This window comes from Pseudomonas asplenii (genome assembly GCF_900105475.1).
In the GTDB taxonomy this organism is placed as follows: Bacteria; Pseudomonadota; Gammaproteobacteria; order Pseudomonadales; family Pseudomonadaceae; genus Aquipseudomonas; species Aquipseudomonas asplenii.
Map to the genome: position 1 here is coordinate 4,124,102 of NZ_LT629777.1, position 22,659 is coordinate 4,146,760.

The 22,659-nt window shown below is 62.5% G+C and carries 19 protein-coding genes; 8 read left to right on the forward strand and 11 right to left on the reverse strand.

Features of this window, described 5'->3' with window-relative positions:
* Positions 1 to 67: 67 nt before the first annotated feature.
* Positions 68 to 3,136, reverse strand: a complete 3,069-nt coding sequence (ydiJ, locus tag BLU37_RS19025) for a D-2-hydroxyglutarate dehydrogenase YdiJ (protein WP_090207596.1) — start codon at positions 3,134 to 3,136, stop codon at positions 68 to 70.
* A 156-nt stretch (positions 3,137 to 3,292) separates the two neighbouring features.
* Here ydiJ and BLU37_RS19030 point away from each other — a divergent pair, with 156 nt between their 5' ends.
* Positions 3,293 to 4,204 carry a LysR substrate-binding domain-containing protein gene (locus tag BLU37_RS19030; protein WP_026007467.1) on the forward strand — a complete coding sequence of 304 codons (912 nt, stop codon included), beginning with the start codon at positions 3,293 to 3,295 and terminating at the stop codon, positions 4,202 to 4,204.
* Between the two features lie 81 nt (positions 4,205 to 4,285).
* Here the strand turns inward: BLU37_RS19030 and BLU37_RS19035 are convergent, their stop codons facing one another.
* The 7 genes from BLU37_RS19035 to BLU37_RS19065 form a co-directional block, all read right to left on the reverse strand.
* Positions 4,286 to 4,888, reverse strand: a complete 603-nt coding sequence (locus BLU37_RS19035) for a sarcosine oxidase subunit gamma (protein WP_172833035.1) — start codon at positions 4,886 to 4,888, stop codon at positions 4,286 to 4,288.
* A 1-nt stretch (position 4,889) separates the two neighbouring features.
* Positions 4,890 to 7,787, reverse strand: coding sequence for a 2Fe-2S iron-sulfur cluster-binding protein (locus BLU37_RS19040; protein ID WP_090207599.1), 2,898 nt, complete (start codon positions 7,785 to 7,787; stop codon positions 4,890 to 4,892).
* Positions 7,784 to 8,089: a sarcosine oxidase subunit delta gene (locus tag BLU37_RS19045; protein WP_010453011.1), complete on the reverse strand. Its 306-nt coding sequence runs from the start codon at positions 8,087 to 8,089 to the stop codon at positions 7,784 to 7,786. The genes BLU37_RS19040 and BLU37_RS19045 overlap by 4 nt, the downstream gene beginning before the upstream one ends.
* A gap of 10 nt (positions 8,090 to 8,099) precedes the next feature.
* Entirely contained in the window at positions 8,100 to 9,341 is a 1,242-nt protein-coding gene (locus BLU37_RS19050; RefSeq protein ID WP_090207602.1) for an FAD-dependent oxidoreductase, read from the reverse strand.
* The gene (gene folD, locus BLU37_RS19055) at positions 9,323 to 10,228 is read right to left on the reverse strand and encodes a bifunctional methylenetetrahydrofolate dehydrogenase/methenyltetrahydrofolate cyclohydrolase FolD (protein ID WP_010453016.1); all 906 of its coding nucleotides are present in this window, start codon (positions 10,226 to 10,228) and stop codon (positions 9,323 to 9,325) included. Before folD ends, BLU37_RS19050 begins: the two co-directional genes overlap by 19 nt.
* Positions 10,225 to 11,091, reverse strand: a complete 867-nt coding sequence (purU, locus tag BLU37_RS19060; RefSeq protein WP_010453017.1) for a formyltetrahydrofolate deformylase — start codon at positions 11,089 to 11,091, stop codon at positions 10,225 to 10,227. Before purU ends, folD begins: the two co-directional genes overlap by 4 nt.
* Positions 11,092 to 11,297: 206 nt before the next feature.
* The gene (locus tag BLU37_RS19065) at positions 11,298 to 11,903 is read right to left on the reverse strand and encodes a helix-turn-helix domain-containing protein (protein WP_010453019.1); all 606 of its coding nucleotides are present in this window, start codon (positions 11,901 to 11,903) and stop codon (positions 11,298 to 11,300) included.
* Positions 11,904 to 12,192: 289 nt separating this feature from the next.
* On the opposite strand from BLU37_RS19065, the gene glnT reads away from it, so the two are divergent.
* From glnT to BLU37_RS19090, 5 genes are all read left to right on the forward strand, one after another.
* Positions 12,193 to 13,527: a type III glutamate--ammonia ligase gene (glnT, locus tag BLU37_RS19070; protein ID WP_090207605.1), complete on the forward strand. Its 1,335-nt coding sequence runs from the start codon at positions 12,193 to 12,195 to the stop codon at positions 13,525 to 13,527.
* Between the two features lie 73 nt (positions 13,528 to 13,600).
* On the forward strand, positions 13,601 to 14,521 hold the full coding sequence (locus BLU37_RS19075; protein ID WP_090207608.1) for a class II glutamine amidotransferase: 921 nt from the start codon (positions 13,601 to 13,603) through the stop codon (positions 14,519 to 14,521).
* Positions 14,518 to 15,201 carry a GltB/FmdC/FwdC-like GXGXG domain-containing protein gene (locus BLU37_RS19080; RefSeq protein WP_010453025.1) on the forward strand — a complete coding sequence of 228 codons (684 nt, stop codon included), beginning with the start codon at positions 14,518 to 14,520 and terminating at the stop codon, positions 15,199 to 15,201. Before BLU37_RS19075 ends, BLU37_RS19080 begins: the two co-directional genes overlap by 4 nt.
* 15 nt (positions 15,202 to 15,216) lie before the next feature.
* Entirely contained in the window at positions 15,217 to 16,551 is a 1,335-nt protein-coding gene (locus tag BLU37_RS19085; RefSeq protein WP_090207610.1) for an FMN-binding glutamate synthase family protein, read from the forward strand.
* 139 nt (positions 16,552 to 16,690) lie between these two features.
* Positions 16,691 to 18,016, forward strand: coding sequence for an ammonium transporter (locus BLU37_RS19090; protein WP_090207613.1), 1,326 nt, complete (start codon positions 16,691 to 16,693; stop codon positions 18,014 to 18,016).
* Between the two features lie 54 nt (positions 18,017 to 18,070).
* Here BLU37_RS19090 and BLU37_RS19095 read toward each other — a convergent pair whose 3' ends face one another.
* From BLU37_RS19095 to BLU37_RS19105, 3 genes are all read right to left on the reverse strand, one after another.
* On the reverse strand, positions 18,071 to 19,465 hold the full coding sequence (locus tag BLU37_RS19095; RefSeq protein ID WP_090207616.1) for an MFS transporter: 1,395 nt from the start codon (positions 19,463 to 19,465) through the stop codon (positions 18,071 to 18,073).
* A 97-nt stretch (positions 19,466 to 19,562) separates the two neighbouring features.
* Positions 19,563 to 20,033: a hypothetical protein gene (locus tag BLU37_RS19100; protein ID WP_090207619.1), complete on the reverse strand. Its 471-nt coding sequence runs from the start codon at positions 20,031 to 20,033 to the stop codon at positions 19,563 to 19,565.
* A complete protein-coding gene (locus tag BLU37_RS19105; protein ID WP_090207623.1) occupies positions 20,030 to 20,944 on the reverse strand; it encodes an NAD synthetase in 915 nt (304 codons plus the stop codon). The genes BLU37_RS19100 and BLU37_RS19105 overlap by 4 nt, the downstream gene beginning before the upstream one ends.
* 191 nt (positions 20,945 to 21,135) lie before the next feature.
* Here BLU37_RS19105 and BLU37_RS19110 point away from each other — a divergent pair, with 191 nt between their 5' ends.
* Complete coding sequence (locus tag BLU37_RS19110; protein ID WP_090207626.1) at positions 21,136 to 21,624, forward strand: Hcp family type VI secretion system effector; 489 nt, start codon at positions 21,136 to 21,138, stop codon at positions 21,622 to 21,624.
* 467 nt (positions 21,625 to 22,091) lie between these two features.
* Positions 22,092 to 22,364, forward strand: coding sequence for a DUF3077 domain-containing protein (locus tag BLU37_RS19115; RefSeq protein WP_090207628.1), 273 nt, complete (start codon positions 22,092 to 22,094; stop codon positions 22,362 to 22,364).
* Positions 22,365 to 22,659 lie beyond the last annotated feature (295 nt).

Consider the following 22,659-nt stretch of genomic DNA (forward strand, 5'->3'; position numbering starts at 1 on the left):
CTGGAGCAACGTCACGGGGTCAATGACCAGGCGGGGCTCTCACCGAACGGGTGAACCGTCGAATCGCTTAACCGTTGACGGGCTGTCCGTCGACGCTGCCGCGTTCGCGAAGCTGACCCAGCAGCACCTGCAACGGGTGCAACACCACCTCACCGGCCTGGCGTTTCACCTGACTGCGGCAGGAGTAGCCATCGGCAAGCAAGCGGCCACTGGGCTGGTAGCGCTCCACCAGCGGTTGCCAGGATTGTGCGTAGATGACCTGCGAGGTCTTCACGTTACGGGTCTCATGTCCATAGGTACCGGACATGCCGCAGCAACCGCTGGCCAGTACCTGCAACTTCAGGCCAAAGCCGTCGAAGACCTTTTTCCATTGCTCGACGCTCGCCGGCTCGTTGGTCCGCTCGGTGCAGTGCGGCAGAAATTGGTAGGTCTGTGGCGCGTCCGGCGTCGGTAGCGTCGGCAGGGCGCTCGCCAGCCATTCCTGGGCCAGCACCACGCGCGGCGCGGCATCCTGTTCCAGAGTCTTGACGTACTCCTGGCGGTAGACCAGGGTCATCGCCGGGTCGAGCCCCACCAGCGGAATGCCATAGGCTTCCAGCGCCTTCAGGCCCTTGGCGTTGTGGGCCGCGGCCTTCTTGAACGCACCGAGGAAACCCTGCACCTGCAACGGCTTGCCGTTGGGCGCGAAGGGTGCCAGGTAGATGGCGTAGCCCAGGCGTGCAATCAGCTCGATCCACTCGGCGGCCAGCGGCGTCTCGAAGTAGCGGGTAAAGGCGTCCTGAACGATGATCACGCTACGGCGGCGCTGTTCCTCACTCAGTTTCGACAGCGTGTGCGCCGTGGCCACCTTCACGTTCCAGCGTGCGCAAACCGCGTGAAAGTCCACCAGGCTCAGCAGCGGGCTGTCGACCATGCCGACCACGTGCTCAAGCAGGAACTTCACCGGCCGGGCGTTCATCATTGCGTTGTACAGCCGTGGGAAGCGGGCGATGTACGGAATGCTGTACTCCAGCGAGCCGACCACATAGTCCTTCAGCGGGCGCAGGTAGCGGTGGTGGTACAGCTCAAGGAAACGCGAGCGGAAGTCCGGCACGTTGACCTTCACCGGGCACTGGCCCGCGCAGGACTTGCACGCCAGGCAGCCGGCCATCGCCTCATACACTTCGTGGGAGAAGTCTTTTTCGCCCAACTGCTTGCCGACGGTATTACGAACCCTGGTCAGCAGGTTGCCGACAGTGAAACGCTGTGCCACGTTGCCCAGCAGGTCGACGCCCTGGGCGCCCTGCAGGCGTAGCCATTCGCGCACCAGCGAGGCACGGCCCTTGGGCGAATGAATACGGTTGCGCGTGGCTTTCCACGACGGGCACATCGCGTCATTCGGATCGAAGTTGTAGCAGGCACCGTTGCCGTTGCAGTGGGCGGCGGTGTGGTAGCTCTGCCAGACCCGCTCGTCGATCTGCCGGTCGAGTTCGCCGCGCAGCACGACTTCGTCGACCTTGGTCAGCGTGGCTTCGCTGACGCTCGACGGCGTGGCGATCTTGCCGGGGTTGAGCTGGTTGAACGGATCGAACGCCGCCTTGATCGCCTGCAGCGACGGGTACAGTGGGCCGAAGTAGGCCGGGGAGTACTCGGAGCGCAGGCCCTTGCCATGCTCGCCCCACAACAAGCCACCGTACTTTTGCGTGAGCGCGGCCACGCCATCGGAAATCGGCCGGATCAGCGCCGCCTGGCGCGGGTCCTTCATGTCGAGGATCGGCCGCACGTGCAGCACACCGGCGTCGACGTGGCCGAACATGCCGTATTCGAGCTGGTGCGAGTCGAGCAGGGCGCGGAACTCGGCGATGAAGTCGGCGAGGTTTTCCGGCGGCACGGCGGTGTCTTCCACGAACGGCTGCGGCCGCGCCTCGCCCTGTACGTTGCCGAGCAGGCCCACCGAGCGTTTGCGCATGGTGTAGACGCGCGTCACCGCCTCGCTGCCGACGGCCAGGGTATGGCCCAGGCGCACCACGCTGGTATCGCTCTTCAGGTGTTCGATGAAGTCATGGACGCGCTGCTCCAGGCTCTCCTGGTCGTCGTCGCTGAACTCGATCAGGTTGATGCCCAGGGTCTGCTGACCGGGGATAGGCGGGAAGTACTCGGCAACGCCATGCCAGACGATGTCCTGCATCGCCAGTCGCAGCACCTTGGAGTCCACGGTCTCGATCGACAGCGGCTTGAGCGCCATCAGTGCCTTGGCGTCGCGCAACGCATCCATGAACGCGGTGTACTGCACGTTCACCAGGATGCTGTGGCGCGGAATGGGCAGCACGTTGAGTTTGGCTTCGATGATGAAACCCAGCGAACCTTCGGAGCCGCAGAGGATGCTGTTGAGGTTGAAGCCGCCGTCTGCTTCACGCAGGTGCGCGAGGTCGTAGCCGGTCAGGCAGCGGTTGAGCGGGGGGAAGGTGTCCTTGATCAGTTGTGCCTGCTGGTCGGCGATGTCGCGGGTGCAGCGGTAGACGCTGCCGATCCGATCCTGCCGGGCCGCTTCGCGGTCGGCCTGTTCGGCAGCCAGGGGTTGGCTGTCGAGGCGCTGGCCACCGAGCAGCACGGTGGAGAGCGCAAGCACGTGATCGCGGGTCTTGCCGTAGGTGCAACTGCCTTGGCCGCTGGCGTCGGTATTGATCATCCCGCCGAGGGTGGCCCGGTTCGAGGTGGACAGCTCGGGGGCGAAGAACAGCCCATGGGGTTTCAGCGCGGCATTCAGTTGGTCCTTGACCACACCGCTCTGCACCCGCACCCAACGCTCCTCGACGTTGATTTCGAGAATGCCGTTCAGGTGGCGGGACAGGTCGACCACGATGCCGTCGGTCAGCGACTGGCCGTTGGTGCCGGTGCCGCCGCCGCGCGGGGTGAGCACCACGGAGCGGTACTGCGGATGGGCGGCGAGTTTTGCCACCAGTTCGACATCCGCGTAGGTTTTCGGAAACACGGCCGCCTGCGGCAAACGCTGGTAAATCGAGTTGTCCGTGGCGAGCACGGTCCGCGAACCCAGGTCGCCAGCGATTTCCCCCTGAAAGCCTTCGTTGCCCAATTGTTTGAGAAAGCGTGCATAGGCATCGGTTTGGCCGTGGTCGGGGGCGAGGCGGGCGATCATTCGGGGCGGTTCCTGCAGGCTGATTCGTTTTTATATTCGCTTAACGTATGCTCAAGGCTGAGCCGGCATCCGGGCGAAACGGTATAGTTTCGATTATTCGTGGATGCCGCCCCCCTGGCAAACGTAAAACACGCAGCCTTTGCATGAGCTTTATGAATGAATCCCAGACGCCTCACTCCCTCCATGTCGGTCCTGGTGGCCTTCGAAGCGGCGGCCCGGCATGGCAGCTTTACCAAGGCTGCCGACGAACTGCTGCTGACCCAGAGCGCGGTCAGCCGGCAGGTGCAGGCCTTGGAGGCGTTGCTGGGCGTCGAGCTGTTTCAGCGTGACGGCCGGCGGATCGAACTGACGGCCGCCGGGGCTCTGTATCAGCATGAGCTGTCGGCGGCTTTGGGGCGGATTCGCAGCGCGACCCTCAAGACCATCGCCTTTCGCTCCCAGGAAGGCGTGTTGCACCTGGGCGTGCTGCCCACCTTCGGCTCGAAGTGGCTGCTGCCGCGCATGAATGACTTCTACGCCAAGCACCCGGATATCGTCGTGCACATCCATTCGCGGATCATCCAGGCCGACCTGGCCAGCGCCGCCGGCGAAATGAACGCGATCATCTACGCCGGCTCCGGCTCATGGCCGGGGTTCATGTCCCACCCGTTATTGAGTGAAGAGTTGGTGGTGGTCGCCAGCCCTTCGGCCTTGCCCGAGTACCGCTCGACCACGCCAGCCGAGATCGCCACCAGCCATTCGTTGCTCAATGTCGTCTCGCGCCCCAATGCCTGGTCGGATTGGTTCGAACACAACGGCCTGGATCATCGCCTGATGCGCCAGGGCCCGAGCTTCGAACTCACCGGCCACCTGATTCAGGCGGCGATGGCGGGGATTGGCATCGGCCTGGTGCCGCGAGTGCTGGTGCAGGATGAGATCAAGGCCGGCAGCCTGGTCGTGCTGTTTGAACCGATGGAAAGCGGCAGGCGCTATTACCTGGCGTATGCCAACCGCTACCAGAACCTGCCTTCGCTGGTGGCGTTCAGTGAGTGGTTGTTGAGCCTGCCGTTTCCCGAGGGGGAGAACTGAAAGGAGCTGCCGCGAGCGGCGCTTTCCCGCTCAGCAGTTTTCCTGACCCCCGTGGGTGCGGGCACCCACGGGGCAGGCTTGCTACAAGGTTTCCAGGTGCAACAGTTGCCCGTCGAACTCGGCCATGGCATCGAGCACGGCTTCCCTGAAGTACTCCAGCGAAGCGCGGTCGCAAAGGATCTGGAACGTCGGCTGGGCGCTGCCGCCGAGGTTGATCACGATCACGTTGATCCGCGCCGCCGACGTCTGGGCCACGGCGCCGTGAGCAAAGGCCTGGGCGCGCAGGTCGACACCACACAGCTTGGCCATGACCTCGGCGATGCACACGCCACTCAACTGCAGCCAGGCGTGACTGTCCTGGCGTGGCAACAGGTAGTTGGCGCTGTGGTCCAGTTCCCAGCGCGCTTCCTCTTGGGCGATGCGCTCGCCACGGTCGGCCAGGCTGCCGAGGATCAGGTACTCGGTCTGTGACAGGCGCGCCACATGGCTGCCGTCGTCCTGGGTAGTGGCGCGGTTGGGCGCCTCCGGCAGGGTAAACCCACGGGCCTGCAGGTAGGCCGCGCTCTGCGTGCCTCGAAAGCCGACCCGGGGCAGCCCGGTCAGGTCGCTCAGCGCACACGGAGGAAGCGTGCCGGCTGCAAGCGAGGCCGGCGCGATAGGGCGTTCGGTAATGAGACTGGACATGTCAGAGCTCCTGGCGCTGGTTTTCAGGGTCGAAGAACGGCAGCTTCACCACCGTGGCCTGGACGATCACACCGCCCTCGACCCGGATCGGAATCTGTTGTCCGGGCGTGGCCTGGTCGAAGGCGGCATAGGCCAGGCCAATGATGCGGTCGAGGGTCTGCGAGTATTCGCAGGAGGTCACGTTGCCGCTGATGTCCGGACCCTTGAGCACCAGATGGCCTTCCAAGGGTTGCGGGCTGGCCTTGGGCAGCGTGAAACCGACCAGCTTGCGTTTCTGCGGCTGGGCTTCGAGGATGTCCACCGAACGGCGGCCGACGAAGAACGGCTTGTTGCGACTGACCGCCCAGCCCATGTCGATCTCGGCCGGGTGGGTCATGCCATCGGTGTCCTGACTGATGATTACGTGGCCTTTTTCCAGGCGCAGCAGGCGCTGGGTTTCGACGCCGAACGGACGAAGGTCGCAGGCCTTGCCGGCCGCCATCAGCGCGTCCCACAGTTTCAGCGCATGGCGGGCCGGGACGTGGATTTCGTAACCCAGTTCACCGACGAAGCCGACCCGTAGCAGACGGGCCTTGATCCCGGCCACTGTACCCTGGCGCACGGCCAGGTAGGGGAAGCCTGTGGCCGACAGGTCCAGATCGCTGCACACCTGCTCCAGCACCTTGCGCGAGTCCGGCCCCGCCACGTTGACCGCGCAAATCGCTGCGGTGACGTTGGCGATATCGACGTCCAGCCGCCACTGGGCATTCCACTTGAGCATCTGCTGGTAGATGCGATCCACGCCACTGGTGGTGGCCGTCACATAGAAGTGGTTGTCGGCGAAACGTGCGCAGACGCCGTCATCGATGACCACCCCGTGTTCGTTGGTCATCAGCGCATAGCGTGAGCGGCCCACCGGCTGCTTGAGAAAGGCGAAGGTGTACATCCGGTTGAGCAGTTCGGCGGCATCGGGGCCTCGCACGTCCAGGCCGCCGAGGGTCGAAACGTCGATGATGCCGACCTTGTTGCGCACATGCAGTGCCTCGGCCTGCATGCAGGCGTCCCGCTCGCTCGGCTTGCCGTAGTAGGCCGGGCGTTGCCAGATCCCGGCGGGCATCATTTTCGCCCCGGCATCCAGATGGCGCCGGTGCATCGGAGTCTGCCGGTACGGGTCGAAGGCACGACCGGCGACGTGGGCGAGCTTTTCCGCTTCGAACGGTGGCCGTGCGGTGGTCACGCCGGTCTCGCTGACGCTGCGCTGGGTCGAGGCGGCGACCAGGCGTGCCGTCGGCAAGGCCGAATGACGACCCTGGGACGGGCCCATGCCCACCGTGGAGAAACGCTTGACCAACTGCACATCGCGGTAGCCGATCCGGGTGGCGTTGATGATGTCGCGCACTTGCAGGTCTTCATCGAAGTCGACGAAATCCTTGCCCTTGGGATGCGGGAAGATCGGCCAGGGAAAGTTGACCTGGGCTTCGGCACGCATCGGCAACGGTTGGGCGGCGAGTTCCAGCTTCAGTGCAGCAACGATTTGCGCTGCGGCATGAGTGGCATCGGCCAGGACGTTGTCCAGCGCATGGTAGCCATGGGCCGAGCCGGCAACGCTAAGGTTCTTCGGCAGGCCGCTGAGGGTGAATTCCGCCAATTGATCGTCATAGGCCAGCTTGCCACCGGCCTGGCACATCAGTTGATAAACCGGCATGTAGCCGCCGGACATGCACAGCAGGTCGCAGTCCACGATCAGGCCCTGCTGGGCAACCTGGCCTTGTCCGGTGATCTTGCGGATATCGGCGCCGCTGACATGGCGCAGGCCTTTTTCAGGGAGGGCCTCGTACACCGTGCTGCCGGGATGGCAGGGGATGCCGCGTTTCTCCAGTGCCAGCAGCAACTCGCGCTCGGCCGGGTGGGCGCGCATGTCGACCAGGGCGGCGACCTCGACCCCCTGATCACTGAGGTCCAGTGCGGCGAGATAACCATCATCGTTGCCGGTCAGGACCACGGCGCGCTTGCCCGGCTTGACCGCATAGAGCTTCATCAGCCGTTGTGCGGCGCTGCTGAGCATCACCCCGGGCAGGTCGTTGTTGCGGAAGATCACCGGCTGGTCGAACGAACCGCTGGCGATCAGGCACTGGGTTGCACGGACCTTGTACAGGCGCTTGCCCTGGATCACCGGCAGGTAGTTGTCGGTGAACCAGGCGTTGCAGGTGGCGTTCTTCAGTACGCGGATATTGGCGTGGCATTCCACCGCATCGACCAGCTCCCGGCGCAGGCTGTCGGCACGGCGGCCTTCGAGGTCGAAGCGGGCGTAGGTCAGCGAACCGCCGAGGATCGGCTGCTGCTCGATCAGCAGCACCTGGGCGCCGGCATCGGCGACGACCAGGGCCGCCTGCAGGCCGGCAGGGCCGGCACCGATCACCGCGAGGTCGGCGAACAGATAGGCCTTGTCGTAATACTCGGGCTTGAAGCTCAGGTCGAGCACGCCCAGGCCGGCCTTTTTGCGGATGATCGGCTCCCACAGCTTCCAGGCGCCCTTGGGCTTGTAGAACGAGCGGTAGTAGAAGCCTACCGGCATGAACCGTGAGAACTTGCCGAGGTAGGCATCCCGGTCGTTGTCCAGCGAGCCGCTGAAGTTCTGTCCGGTGACCTGCTCGCCACTTTCCAGCAGGTGAGTATCGGCCAGCACGTTGGGTTCGCGCGGCAATTGCACCAGCGTGTTGGCATCCTGGCCGGCCATGGTCAGCGGGCCACGCGGGCGGTGATACTTGAACGAGCGCGAGAGCAGGAAGCGGCCATGGGCGAGCAGGGCGCTGGCGATGCTGTCACCGGCAAAGCCCTGGTACGGCTTGCCGTCAAAACTGAAGTCGAGCGGCTGGCTGCGGTCGATCAGCAGGCCCATGGGCACGGGGAGGCGGTTCATCGCACGGTCTCCTGGGTGGGCGCGGCAGTGAAGTCAACGCGGGTGTCGAACAGTTCGCGGGGATCGAAGGTCCGCAGGATCTCGTCACTGCCGGTGTGCCGTTCGACCAGGAACCAGTAGCTGGACGGGTTATGCATCCACCATTCGCGGACCACGCCGAGGGTGTCCTCGCTGTTGAACACGTAGTCGGCCCATTGCGCATCGCTGCAGGTGTGCGGATCGGGCATCGGCTTGAATTCGCCGCCGTAGGTGAATTCGCTGATGTTGCGTGGCCCGTTGAGCGGGCAATTCATCACTTTCATGTGCCGCTCCTCAGTGGCTGGCCGCTGTCGCGCCCATTTCGTTGACTTGCTGGAAGGTGGAGAAACGCTCCAGGCCAAACGGCTTGATCAGCTCCGGCACCTGGCCGCCGCTGGCGACCAGTTCGGCCATGGTCTTGCCGCAGATCGGCGTGGCCTTGAAGCCCCAGGTGCCCCAGCCGGCGTCCAGGTAGTAGTTCTTCACCGGCGACAGGCCCATGATCGGGCTGTAGTCCGGGGTCATGTCGGTGATCCCGGCCCACTGGCGCATCAGCTTGGCGTTGGCCAGAAACGGGAACATCTCGATGGCGTGGGCCAGCAGGCTTTCCTTCAGGTCCAGGGTCGAGCGGGTGTTGAACAGCGGGTACGGGTCGGAACCGCCGCCGAACACCACTTCGCCGCGACTGGTCTGCTGCACGTAGCAGTGCAGGGCCGAGGAACTCACCAGCGGATCGAGGAACGGCTTGAATGGCTGGGTGACCATGGCCTGCAGGGGAAAGGTCTGGATCGGCGAGCGGATGCCGGCCTTTTTCATCAGTTGCGAACTCATGCCGGCCACGGCCTGTACCGCGCAGCCGCAGCGGATGGTGCCGCGATTGGTTTTGACGGCGGTGATCGTGCCGTTGTCGATGACCAGTTCCTGGACTTCGGTGAGCTGGTGGATCTCCACGCCACGCTTGGCCGCCTGCTTGGCATAACCCCAGGCCACCGCGTCGTGGCGGGCGGTGGCGCCGTCGATGTGCCACAGGCCGGCGAGTACCGGCAGATGCCCGGGGTCGAGGTTGAGCATGGGCACCAGTTCGCGGATCTGCTGGCGGTCGATCATTTCGGTACGGCCGCCGAAGTGCTTGTTGACCTCGGCGCGCTGGCGGAACGAACGCACGGTTGCGTCGGTGTGGGCCAGGGTCAGTTGGCCGCGATGGGAATACATGATGTTGAAGTCGAATTCGTTGGACAGGCCTTCGAACATCCGCACCGACTCGGCGTAGAAGCGCACGCCCTCGCTGGTCAGGTAGTTGGAGCGGATCACTGCGGTGTTGCGCGCGGTATTGCCGCCACCCAGATAGCCCTTTTCCAGCACCGCGATATTGCTGATGCCGTGGTACTTCGAGAGGTAATAGGCGGTGGCCAGGCCATGGCCGCCGCCGCCGATGATCACCACGTCATAGGACGGCTTGAGTTCCTTCGGCGCGGGCAGGTCGACCTCTACCGGATATTCCGAACTGAGCCCGTATTTCAATAGATGGAGTGGCATAGAGCCTCCAGGTGACGGCGTTGGGTTTGGGCCTGCTGAGCGGCAGCGGTCACCGTGTTTTTCATCAGAAAGGCGATGGTCATCGGGCCGACGCCACCGGGAACCGGGGTGATGGCCGAGACCTGGGGCAGGGCGCTGTCGAAGTCGACATCACCGACCAGGCGGCTGCGCCCGGCGTCGTCGATGCGGTTGATACCAACGTCGATCACCACCGCACCGGGTTTGAGCCAGCTGGCATCGATCAGGCGCGGGCGGCCGACGGCGGCGACCACGATGTCGGCCTGGCGGCACAGGGCCTGGGCATCGACGCTGCGCGAGTGGAGCACGGTGACCGAACAGTGGGCCTTGAGCAGCAGCGCGGCCATCGGCTTGCCGACGATGTTCGAGCGGCCGACCACCACCGCGTGCTTGCCGCTCAGGTCTCCACAGGCATCTTCCAGCAGTTGCAGGCAGCCACTGGGGGTGCAGGGCGTCAGTACGTTGCGGCCCTGGCTCAGGCCGCCGACGTTTTCGCTGTGGAAACCGTCGACATCCTTGTCCGGAGCGATCGCCTGCAAGGCACAGGTTTCCTCGATATGGGCCGGTAGCGGCAACTGCAGCAGGATGCCGTTGATGCTCTCGTCCTCGTTCAATTCGGTAATCAGATTGAGCAACTGCGCCTGGGTCGTATCGGCGCCCAGACGGTATTCCAGCGAGCGGATCCCGGCCTCTTCGGCACGCAGGATCTTGTTGCGTACATAGACCTGGCTGGCCGGGTCCTGGCCGACAAGAATCACCGCGAGGGCCGGTTCGATACCCGCCTTCTTCAGGTCCTGGACATCGCTCTTGACCTGAGCCAATACCCGCGCGGCGGCGGCCTTGCCATCGATCAGCTTGGAGGTACTCACCGGAAGACCACCGTTCTGTCGTTGTTGAGAAAAACGCGGTGTTCCAGGTGGTACTTGACCGCCTTGGACAAGGCCACGGTTTCGGTGTCGCGCCCGGTGGCGACCAGATCATCCGGCAGGTAGACATGGTCCACCCGCTGCACTTCCTGCTCGATGATCGGTCCCTCGTCCAGGTCGCTGGTGACGTAGTGCGCGGTGGCGCCGATCAGCTTCACGCCGCGTTCGTAGGCCTGGTGATAGGGCTTGGCACCCTTGAAGCCGGGCAGGAACGAGTGGTGGATGTTGATCGCCCGGCCCGAGAGTTGCTTGCACAGGTCGTCCGAGAGGATCTGCATGTAGCGGGCGAGGACCACCAGCTCGGTGCCGGTTTCGTCGACCACCTTCATCAGTGCCGCCTCCTGCTGGGCCTTGGTTTCTTTGGTCACCGGCAGATAGATGAAGCGGATGCCCTCGCGCTCGGCCATGGGCCGCAGGTCCAGGTGGTTGGAGACGATGGCGGTGATGGTCATGTCCATCTCGCCCTTGTGGTAGCGGTACAGCAGGTCGGTGAGGCAATGGTCGAACTTGCTGACCATCAGCAGCACGCGCATCGGTTCGCGGGTGTCGTGCAGTTCCCAGCCCATGTCGAAGGCCTGGGCAACCTCGGCGAAACCGGCCTTGAGCTGGGCGATGTCGCCGCTGTGGCCGTCGTTGAAACGGAACACCGCGCGCATGAAGAACTTGCCGCTGAAATCGTCATCGAACTGCGCCATTTCACCGATGTAGCAGCCATTGCCGGCCAGGTACGAGGCCACCGCCGCGACGATACCGGAGGTCGCCGGACAGCTGATCTTGAGAATGAAAGGGTTCTTTTCGTGTTGCATGGCATGTCCTCTGGAAAGTGACGGCAGCTCGGCGCAAAGCGAAATTCAGCGGTGAACAGCAATTTTTTCGGTGAATAAAAATTCCTGACAGGAATTAAATATTCTTTTTGCGGTTTTATAGGCGAAAGGACAGGCAGCGTCCAGAAGTTTCTGGAAACTTTTTTAACTGGTGGGAAATTCTGCGCGCAGGGGGGAGCGCGCTGGCCTTACTCCCCCGAGGCGCCGTAGTTCATGATCGACAGCAGGCGGATCGGCACCTGCACCAGCTTCTCCGGGCCATGGGGAATCTCGCCGTCGAAGGTCAGGCTGTCGCCGGCTTCCATGGCGTACAACTGGTTGCCGTGGCGGTAGACCAGCTCGCCTTCGAGCAGGTGCAGGAACTCCGTGCCGGGGTGGGAGAAGGTCGGGAACTCCTCGCTGGCGTCGTCCATGCTCACCATGTACGCCTCGAAACTCTTCTTCGGCCCACGGGTGTGGTTGAGCAGGTGGTAGGTGTGGCCTTTCTCGGTGCCGCGACGCACCACCTCCAGGCCCTCGTCATGCTTGACCAGCAGCGCGCTGCCGCCTTGCTGATCGTACTGGCTGAACAGCTTGGACATCGGCATGCCGAGCACGTCGCAGAGGCGGCTGAGGATGTCCAGGCTGGTGGACACCTGGGCATTCTCGATCTTGCTCAACATGCCCTGGCTGATCCCGGCGATGCGCGCCACATCGGCCAGTTTCAACTCCTGGGCCTGGCGCTGGCGCTTGATCTGGATCCCCAGGTACTGCTCGAGCTTCAACTTGGGTGGTTGTTCGTCAGGCATGTTCATCGGCTGTGCACGGTTTCCGTTCGATAATTTTAAATTCGCACCAGGAATGTGCGAAAGGGCGTCCGGCTGGCCGTTCGGCGGCGGATTATTCCCTCGGTGAAAACGAGTTTCCCATATATACAGAGGAAATGCCGCAATCGCGGTGCTGGCGACCCTTGGCAGCAAACTTGGCAAGGCCATTGCATTCCCATTGGGAAAGTAAGTTTCCTGATTGGAATATATTCTGGTCAGCAAGCGAAACGACGCTTCCCAACCACAACGTCTTGCCTTTCGCCAGGAGTGAACGCTCATGTTGCCACCCGAAACACAGCGGCTGATCGAGGAGCACGGGATCAAATACGTGCTGGCTCAGTTCGTCGATATCCACGGTTCGTCCAAGACCAAATCGGTGCCGGTTTCGGGGTTGGAAATGGTTGCTGAAGAGGGGGCGGGTTTTGCCGGGTTTGCCATCTGTGGCATGGGCATGGAACCCCACGGGCCGGACTTCATGGCCAGGGGCGACCTGGCGTCGCTGACCCCGGTGCCCTGGCAGAAAGGCTACGGCCGCGTGGTGTGCATCGGTCATGTCGAAGGCAAGCCCTGGCCCTACGACAGCCGCTACGTGTTGCAACGTCAGGTCGAGCGCCTGAGCGACCGTGGCTGGACCCTCAACACCGGTCTTGAACCCGAGTTCAGTCTGTTCAAGCGTGATACCAGCGGCCACCTGCAACTGGTCGACAGCAGCGATGCCCTGGACAAGCCGTGCTACGACTACAAGGGCCTGTCGCGTTCCCGCGACTTCCTCGAGCGCCTGACTGAAGCCCTGCAGCCGGTGGGTTTCGACATCTACCAGATCGACCATGAGGACGCCAACGGCCAGTTCGAGATCAACTACACCTACAGCGATGCCATGGAGTCGGCAGACCGCTTCACCTTCTTCCGCATGGCCGCCGGCGAGATCGCCAATGACATGGGCATGATCTGTTCGTTCATGCCCAAGCCCGATCCGAAGCGCGCTGGCAACGGCATGCACTTCCACCTGTCGATCAGCAGCGCGACCAGCAAGAACCTGTTTCACGACCCCAGCGATCCGAGCGGCATGGGCCTGTCGAAGCTGGCCTATCACTTTGCTGCGGGGCTGCTGGCCCACGGCCCGGCGCTGTGTGCGTTCGCTGCGCCTACGGTCAACTCCTACAAGCGCCTGGTGGTCGGCAACTCGTTGTCCGGTGCCACCTGGGCGCCGGCCTTTATCGCCTTTGGCGCCAACAACCGCTCGGCCATGGTCCGGGTGCCCTATGGCCGACTGGAGTTCCGCCTGCCGGACGCCGGCTGCAACCCCTACCTGGTCAGCGCGGCGATCATCGCTGCGGGCCTGGATGGCATCGACCGCCAGCTGGAAATCGACCACGTCTGCAACGAGAACCTCTACAAGCTGAGCCTGGAAGAGATCGCCGCCCGTGGCATCAAGACCCTGCCGCAGTCGCTGAAAGAGGCCTGCGATGCATTGGAAGCCGACCCGCTGTTCGCCGAAGTGCTGGGCCGCGAGATCGTCGGCGAATTCATCAAGCTCAAGCGCATGGAGTGGGTGGAATACAGCCGCCATGTGAGCGATTGGGAAGTGCAGCGCTACACCGAGTTTTTCTGACCCCTTCGTTTTGACCAACCGTTTGCGGCGCCCTGCCAGTGGGTAGGGCGTCTTCTGCCCAGGAGATTGTGATATGTGTGGAATTGTAGGGCTCTACCTGAAAAATCCGGCGCTGGAATCCCGGCTCGGCCAGCTCTTCGAACCAATGCTCGAAGCCATGACCGACCGCGGGCCGGACAGTGCCGGGTTCGCCATCTATGGCGATGAAGTGGGCGAGGGCTGGATCAAGCTGACCTTGCAGGCCACCCGCGAAGGCTATGATTTCAAGGCCCTGGTCGGTGCCCTGGAAGCGCGGCTGGGTGCGCCGCTGGACTGGTTTCAGAACGCCAGCGCGATAGTCCTGAAGATCCAGGCTGAAGAAGCCGTGGTGCGTGCGGCACTGGCTGAACTGGCGCCGGACGTGCGCATCATGAGCGCCGGCCAGAGCATCGAGATCCTCAAGGGCATGGGCTTGCCCCGGGAGATTTCCGAACGCTTCGGCCTGGCATCGATGAAGGGCAGCCACATCATCGGCCACACCCGCATGGCCACCGAAAGTGCGGTGACCATGGAAGGCAGCCACCCATTCTCCACCGGTGCCGACCTGTGCCTGGTGCACAACGGCTCGCTGTCCAACCACTCGCGCCTGCGCCAGAACCTGCGCCGCGAAGGCATCCACTTCGAGACCGAGAACGACACCGAGGTGGCCGCCGGTTACCTGGCCTGGCGCCTGCAACAGGGCGATTCGCTCAAGGCGGCGCTGGACAAATCCCTGGACGACCTCGACGGCTTCTTCACTTTCGCCATCGGCACCCGCAACGGTTTCGCGGTGATCCGCGACCCGATCGCCTGCAAGCCGGCGATCCTCGCCGAGACCGACGACTACGTCGCCATGGCCTCGGAATACCAGGCGTTGTCGAGCCTACCGGGCATCGACAAGGCCAAGGTCTGGGAACCTGTTCCCGCCACCCTCTACATCTGGGAACGCGAGTCGGCTCAAGGAGCACGCCCATGAAAACCATCGATCTTTCCACCGCCAGCGTGCGTGACCTGAACCAGGCCCTGCACGACCAAGCCAGGCAGCTTGAAGAGCGCGAATGGCTCGTGACCCACCCCAACGGTGCGCACAACCTGGCCGTGGGCATCAACGAAACCGTGTCCGTGGATATCCAGGGGCACGCCGGCTACTACTGCGCCGGCATGAACCAGAAGGCCTCGATCACCGTGCACGGCAACGTCGGGGTCGGCTGCGCCGAGAACATGATGTCCGGCTATGTGCGGGTCAAGGGCAGCGCCTCCCAGGCGGCTGGCGCCACGGCCCATGGCGGGCTGCTGGTGATCGAGGGCGATGCCGGGGCCCGTTGCGGGATCTCGATGAAGGGCATCGACATCGTGGTCGGCGGCAGCATCGGTCACATGAGCTGTTTCATGGGCCAGGCCGGACGCCTGGTGGTGTGTGGCGATGCCGGCGATGCGCTGGGCGACTCGCTGTACGAGACGAAGATCTTCGTCAAGGGCAAGGTCGAGTCGCTGGGCTCGGACTGCATCGAGAAGGAGATGCGTCCCGAGCACCTCGAAGAGCTGCAGGCCCTGCTGAACCAGGCCGGTTTCAACGAAAAGGCCAGCGACTTCAAGCGCTACGGCTCGGCCCGTCAGCTGTACAACTTCAAAGTCGACAACGCCAGCGCGTACTGATCCAGGAGCCAGAACATGAGCGAATCCACCACCCCGAAAGCAGCACCTGTCCTGCGTGAGTCGGCCACCTTCGATCGCCTGACCATCCAGGAAATCCAGCGCGCCGCCGAAACCGGTATCTATGACATCCGTGGCGGCGGCACCAAGCGCAAGCTGCCGCATTTCGATGACCTGCTGCTGCTCGGCGCCAGCGTCTCGCGTTACCCGCTGGAAGGCTATCGCGAGAAATGCGGCACCGATGTGATCCTCGGCAACCGCTTCGCCAAGAAGCCGATCCACCTGAAGATTCCGGTGACCATCGCCGGCATGAGCTTCGGCGCGCTGTCGGCCAACGCCAAGGAAGCCCTGGGCCGTGGCGCGACCATCGCTGGCACCAGCACCACCACCGGTGACGGCGGCATGACCCCGGAAGAGCGCGGCCAGTCGCAGCACCTGGTCTACCAGTATCTGCCCTCGCGTTACGGCATGAACCCGGATGACCTGCGCAAGGCCGACGCCATCGAGGTCGTCCTGGGGCAGGGCGCCAAGCCGGGCGGCGGCGGCATGCTGCTGGGCATGAAGGTCACCGAGCGGGTCGCCGGCATGCGCACCTTGCCGATCGGCGTCGACCAGCGTTCGGCCTGCCGCCATCCGGACTGGACCGGCCCGGACGACCTGGCGATCAAGATCGCCGAGATTCGCGAGATCACCGACTGGGAAAAACCGATCTACGTGAAGATCGGCGCCAGCCGCCCGTATTACGACGTCAAGCTGGCGGTCAAGGCCGGGGCCGACGTGATCGTGCTCGACGGCATGCAGGGCGGTACCGCCGCGACCCAGGAAGTGTTCATCGAGCACGTTGGCATTCCGATTCTGCCGGCGATTCCCCAGGCGGTGCAGGCCCTGCAGGAGATGGGCATGCACCGCAAGGTGCAACTGATCGTCTCCGGCGGCATCCGCAACGGTGCCGACGTGGCCAAGGCCATGGCTCTGGGCGCGGACGCGGTGGCCATCGGCACGGCAGCGCTGATCGCCCTGGGCGACAACCACCCGCGGCTGGACGATGAGTTGAAGAAGATCGGCTCGGCGGCCGGTTTCTACGACGACTGGCAGAACGGTCGCGACCCGGCGGGTATCACCACCCAGGACCCGGAACTGTCGAAACGCCTGGACCCGGTCGAGGGTGGGCGCCGGCTGGCCAACTATTTGCGTGTACTGGTGCTGGAGGCACAGACCATGGCCCGTGCCTGCGGTAAATCCCACCTGCACAACCTCGACCCCGAGGACCTGGTGGCCTTGACCGTCGAGTCCGCCGCCATGGCCCGGGTGCCGCTGGCCGGGACTTCGTGGATTCCGGGTCAGCAGTATTAGGCGCTGACTTGGGGTGGGAGCCGCCAAGCCGGCTCCCACAGGCGTTGAGTCGTACAAAAAAGAGAGGCCTCCAGGGCCCGGCGCACCGCCACACCGCTTTCTGCCAGGCATTTTTCCATTCATTGCAGGAGCTTCGACAATGGTTAATCGTCTACCCGGCAAATCCCTTCTCCTATTGCTCGCCCTCGGTGCGTGCATTCCCCTGGCCCAGGCGGCCGATGCCCCGACCCTGAACACCGGCAGCACCGCCTGGATGATCACGGCGGCGGTCCTCGTGCTGTTCATGTGCCTGCCTGGCCTGGCGCTGTTCTACGGCGGCCTGGTGCGAGCCAAGAACATGCTGTCGCTGTTCACCCAGTGTTTCGGTATTGCCGGTTTGGTCGGCGTGTTGTGGGTGATCTTCGGCTACAGCCTGGTGGTCGACACCAGCAACATGGTCGAGGGCCAGGTCAGCTTCAACAGCTTCGTCGGTGGCCTGGGCCGGATGTTTCTGGCCGGCATGAAGCCGGACAGCCTGGTCGGTGACATCCCGGAAGGCGTCTTCGTGACCTTCCAGATGACCTTCGCCATCATCACTCCGGCGCTGATCGCCGGGGCGTTCGCCGAGCGCATGAAATTCTCGGCGGCGCTGCTGTTCATGGCCCTCTGGTTCACCCTGGTCTACGCGCCGGTGGCGCACATGGTCTGGGGCGGCGCGGGGGCCTTGATGCACAACTGGGGCGTGCTGGATTTCGCCGGTGGCACCGCCGTGCACATCAATGCCGGCGTGGCGGCCTTGGCGGCGTGCCTGATGCTCGGCAAGCGCAAGGGCTATGAGAATGCGCCGATGCCGGCCCACAACCTCAGCCTGACCATGGCCGGTGCGGCGATGCTCTGGGTCGGCTGGTTCGGTTTCAACATCGGTTCGGGCGGTGGCCTCAACGGCCTATCCGGCATCGTCATGCTCAACACCCAACTGGGCGCCTGCGCCGGCATTCTCGGCTGGATGTTCACTGAGTGGTTCAAGGTCGGCAAACCCAGTGCCCTGGGCCTGGCCAGCGGCGCATTGGCCGGCCTGGTGGGCATCACCCCGGCCTGTGCCTATGTCGGTGTCGGCGGCGCCTTGGCCATTGGTCTGCTGTGCGGGGTGTTCTGCTACCTGAGCGTCACCGTGCTGAAGAAACGCCTCGGTTATGACGACAGCCTGGATGTGTTCGGCCTGCACGGCATTGGCGGCATGATCGGCGCCGTCCTCACCGGCGTGTTCTGCGTACCGTCGCTGGGTGGCCTGGTGGAAGGCGTGACCCTGGGAGGGCAGGTGCTGGCGCAGATCAAGGGCGTGCTGTTCACCACGGTGTATTGCTTTGCCGTCAGCTGGATCATCCTGAAGGTGGTCAAGTGGCTGGTCGGCTTGCGTGCCGACGAACACGTCGAAGAGATGGGCCTGGACCTGGCCGAGCACAACGAGCGCGCCTACAACCACTGAGTCGCGGGGCGGCAGGGCTTGCCTGCCGTCCCGGCAGGTCCGTGGCGATCACCATCACGCCTTGTTTTTAAGCACGGAGTACCCGGCAGAGGCCTTCAGGGAAAAACTGTCGATCATGGCGATGGCCGCGATGCCGCTGACCAGCAGGAAGGTCAGCTGGAAATCGGCCGTCGTCGCCTGCGCGGCATTGCCATGCAGGGCCATCGCGCTGCGCAACAACAGCGCGCCCACCGCGACGCCCAGGCCCATGCTGAGCTGGAAGGCCATGCTGAACAGGGTCGAGGCATTGCTCATCTGCGGCTGTGGCACATCGGCAAAACCCAGGGTGTTGTAGGCGCTGAACTGCAGCGAACGGGACAGCCCACCCATGAACAACAGGCCCATGATCAGCGCACTGCTGCTGTCGGCCTCGAACAGGGCGCAGGCACCAATCGAGACGATTCCGACGACGCCATTGACGATGAGTACCTTGCGAAATCCCCAGCGATTGAGGGTGCCGGTGGTAAACCATTTCATCGCCAGGTTGCCCGCAAACACCGCCAGCACCAGCAGGCCGGCATCCAGCGCGGAAAGACCGAAGGCCAGCTGGAACATCAGCGGCAGCAGGAACGGCAGCGTACTGATCGCAATACGAAACAGCGACGCGCCGATGAAGCTCACCCGAAAGGTCTGAATGCCAATGACATCGAAGCTCAGCAGCGGCTCCTGGCTGCGCCGCATGTGCCGGATGGCCCAGCCCATCAGCGCCACGCCCAGGGCAATCAGCAGCAGGCCCGGCAGGTAGTTCGTCAGGTCCGCACCCAGCCGCTCGAAGCCATACAGCAGGGTGAAGCAACTGCTGCTCAACAGGACGAAACCGAGCCAGTCGAAGCGCCGCGTGCGGGTTTCGGTGTGGTCGGGAATCAGGTACCAGGCGCAGATCAGCGCGATAAAACCCAGCGGCAGATTGAGGAAGAAAATCCATTCCCAGGTCGAATGGGTCACGATGAACCCACCCAATGGCGGGCCGAGCACCGGCGCGACCAGGGCCGGCGTGGTGATATAGGCAATCGCCTTGACCAGACCTTCCTTGGGCGTTGTGCGCAGCACGGCCAGACGCCCGACCGGCACCATCATCGCGCCGCTGAAGCCCTGCAGCACCCGCGCCGCGATGAACTCGCTCAGGCTGTGGCTCATGCCGCACCAGGCCGACGCCACGCAGAACAGGGTGATGGCCGAGCAGAACACCTTGCGCGCCCCCCATTTGTCAGCCAACCAGCCGCTGATGGGGATGAAGGCCGCCAAGGCCAGCAGGTAGCTGCTGATCGCCACGTTCAAGTCTACCGGCAGCACGGCGAAGCTCTTCGCCATATCGGGCAATGCGGTGGCGATAATGGTCGCGTCCAGGTTCTCCATGAAGAACGTGGCGGCGACCAGCAGGGCAATCCGGGTGGAGCGGGAAGGGCTCATGAACGGGTTTCCGGGAAGGCGGGCGCGAGTGTCGGCGTAGCGACTGACTGCGCATCCTAGTCAAGCCTCCCGGAAACTGGAAGTTCTGTGATCGACCTCAGGTTTGTTCATGGCTTGCCTGCTCGCGCTCCTCAATAATGGCCTGAGCTCTCCTTACCATCACCCGAAAGCGCCTGACCTGGACCATCTTGCGACGCATTCTTCTGTGGCGGTTGCTGTTGAGGACAAGTAGTCCCAGTAATGGAACCACGACGTTTACAAGCCAAAAAAGGGGGTTGAATCCATAGGCCGCTGGTGAAAGCTGTATCACCAGACAGAACACAAAGACACCGACCATGACCCGGACCCATTGGGGGCGACCATAGATGATCATGGCGTTGCTGATGCTAATGATCAGGGCAAATGCCATGCCTATGAGTAAAGAGTACCCAGGATTTTCCTTAGGAAAATAAATCATCGCTGCCGTAGTGATCGACCAGCCAGCTGACATCAATCCCAAAAGAATACCCGCGATAAATATAGGAAAGTGGCGTAGCAGGAATCGAGGAATATTGACCAGGACAATCATGGTTCGATCTCCTCATACAAACCGACTGCGATTGCTTTCACATTCCCTGACAGGGCGCTGCTGGCAAAGCTGGCTGATGCTCCAATCGTATCGGCTATCTGGGTGATCGTTGCCTGTCGGATTTGCGTGGACGTGAAACGCTTGGGAAACTCGCCGGACAGCTGTCTCAGCTTGATCATCTTTGACGTCAGTCCCGGATGCTGGATGCTGAGCAGTTCCCTCGTCAGCCTCGCTCTCTCCGGGCGATTGAGCCCCTTCAGTACTTCCTGCGTGCTTTTGCCAGTGGCAGCCTTGGTCGCTCTTAGCAGACGGACAGTAGTCAAAGCCGAAACTCCAACACCGGCCAGCGATACCGCATCCAACGCAACCATGGCATGTCGATACCAATCAAGGCTGTCCAACCAGTCGTTGTTCTGCGCTGCGATGACTTCAAAACTTGTCCGAGCCACTCCAACAAGGCATTGCACGCTGCTGGCAGCGGCTGCCGCAAAACCGACCGCAGCTACCACCGAACTGGCGCCTGCTGTAAAGGGGATCGCGGCTGTTCCACTCGCAACCACCATCCACCCAATCACCGCCCCCGCACAGGTAAACGCCGTACTCACCGCCTCCATCACCAGCCGCGACTCCCGAGGCTGTGTCTGCAACTCCCGCATGAACTCCGCCAATGCGATATGCCGCGGAGCCTCGCGCAACACGATCTTCTTCGGCGCAATGCTGCAAATCGGCTGGAATTCGCGTAGCGTCACCATGGAAAAATCGCTTTCGATATAGACCACGCCAGCCCCGACAATCGCCGGATCGGCATCGATCGCCTGGAACAACCGCGGGATATCAATCAGCCCTGCGACCCGCTGGCGGGTATTGCGATGGGCACTGGGTACACCCGTCTTCGCTAACTCGGAATTCACTGCGCCACTCCCTGACTTTATTCAGAAGGAACGCAGCATAGGCAGCCAACCCGATAGAGGCGGTAGGACACGTCAGCAGTGAAAGTAGGACCGCTCCCGATAACGATTCAACGCCTTGTCACAGTCACCCCGTTGATAAGAACGTGCACGCCGACGCCACTTTCGGCGGATATCAACGACAGGGAGTTACCATGGCAACCGACATGTTCTTGAAACTGGGCGATATCAAAGGCGAGTCCAAGGATCAGCAACACCGCGAGGAAATCGACATCACCACGGTGCGCTGGAGCATGAGCCAATCCGGCACCATGCACACCGGCAGTGGCGGCGGCTCCGGCAAGGTCAGCATTGGCAACCTGAACATCGGCAAGCTGATGGACAAATCGTCCCCCAACCTGATGGCCGCCTGTTCATCGGGCAAGCATTACCCCGAAGCCACGCTGTCGGTGCGCAAGGCCGGCGGCAACAGCCCGGTGGAGTATGTGGTGTTCAAGCTCAGGGAAGTGATGGTGTCGAGCTACGAAACCGAAGGCGACCCCAGCAGCGACATGCTGCGTGAAATGGTCTCGCTCAACTTCGCCAAGATCGAGGTGGCGTACCAGCCGCAGAATGCTGATGGAGGCAAGGAGGGCGGTACGATCAAGTACGGCTGGAGTATTCGCGAGAATATGAAGATCTGAGGACGCTTTAGCAACTGAGGGGCGCAGCAGTCGCAAACTGTGGCCCCGGTCTATGATGAGATAGCGCTGGATAGTTAAGAAAACTGTGCGGTTTGTTCAGAAATGAAGACTACATTGAGCAAGCTACCAAGAGCTGTAGAGAAACGGTGTCGTCCTCGCTGACGGTACACACTTGTTGGCTTCCCCGGCTGATCTGTTGCGACCATGTGCCGACTGAAATCTCTCGACTCAAATATGCCGCCGCAGTCGTATTGCAGCGACTGATGGTGCGCGCTACCTTTTTCACGTCGCTGCAAATTCAGCGACCGGGCTTGGAAACTCGATTGGGTACAGGGCAAATCACACCCAATTTGATAGGGACGTTTATCCATGCACGTTTTCAGTACACTCAACAATCTCGCATTTCTCTCGACATCCAAGACCTCTCAATCCTTCAGTCAATTCATGGCTAGCGCGGGAGGTGTGTAATGAGCGAGCACTTGAAGACTCTCGGCGTCACCACCTTTTCCCAATGCGGCTCCCAGGGCCGTGAGTTATTTCGGGTAAACCCGGATGTGCCCATCCTGGAAGCCATGGAGCACGCCTCAGTTCTGCTCCACTGCGCCAAAGCGCTTTCCCTTGATGCTGCTCTGGAAAACGATGGTGAGCGCTATGCCTGGGCCGCGCATTACTTGAGCGAGATGGGAAAGGCGATCATCGATGATCTGACGCAGGGGATGCTGGCTAGGGTGGGAGTGTAGAGAGGAGGATACGGAAAAAAGGCGGATCTATTTTCTCTAGCGCCAAATGCAGAAAATAAATCTGTCCCGAATGGTACTTAGCCCTAAGCGCTTGAACTGAAAGCGAAAATAAAGAAGGCTGATCTGGATAGTTGCGAACAAATACCAAGCACCAAGGGTGCAGCCCTCATGAATCCTAGACGCCGGATCCATCAACGACAACGCATTCACCAGTACACAATTTTCACTTTCGTTTCAAGCAGTTAGGCTTTAAATAAGTGCCATTCAAGTCTACCCCTTTTCGTTCCTTATTTTC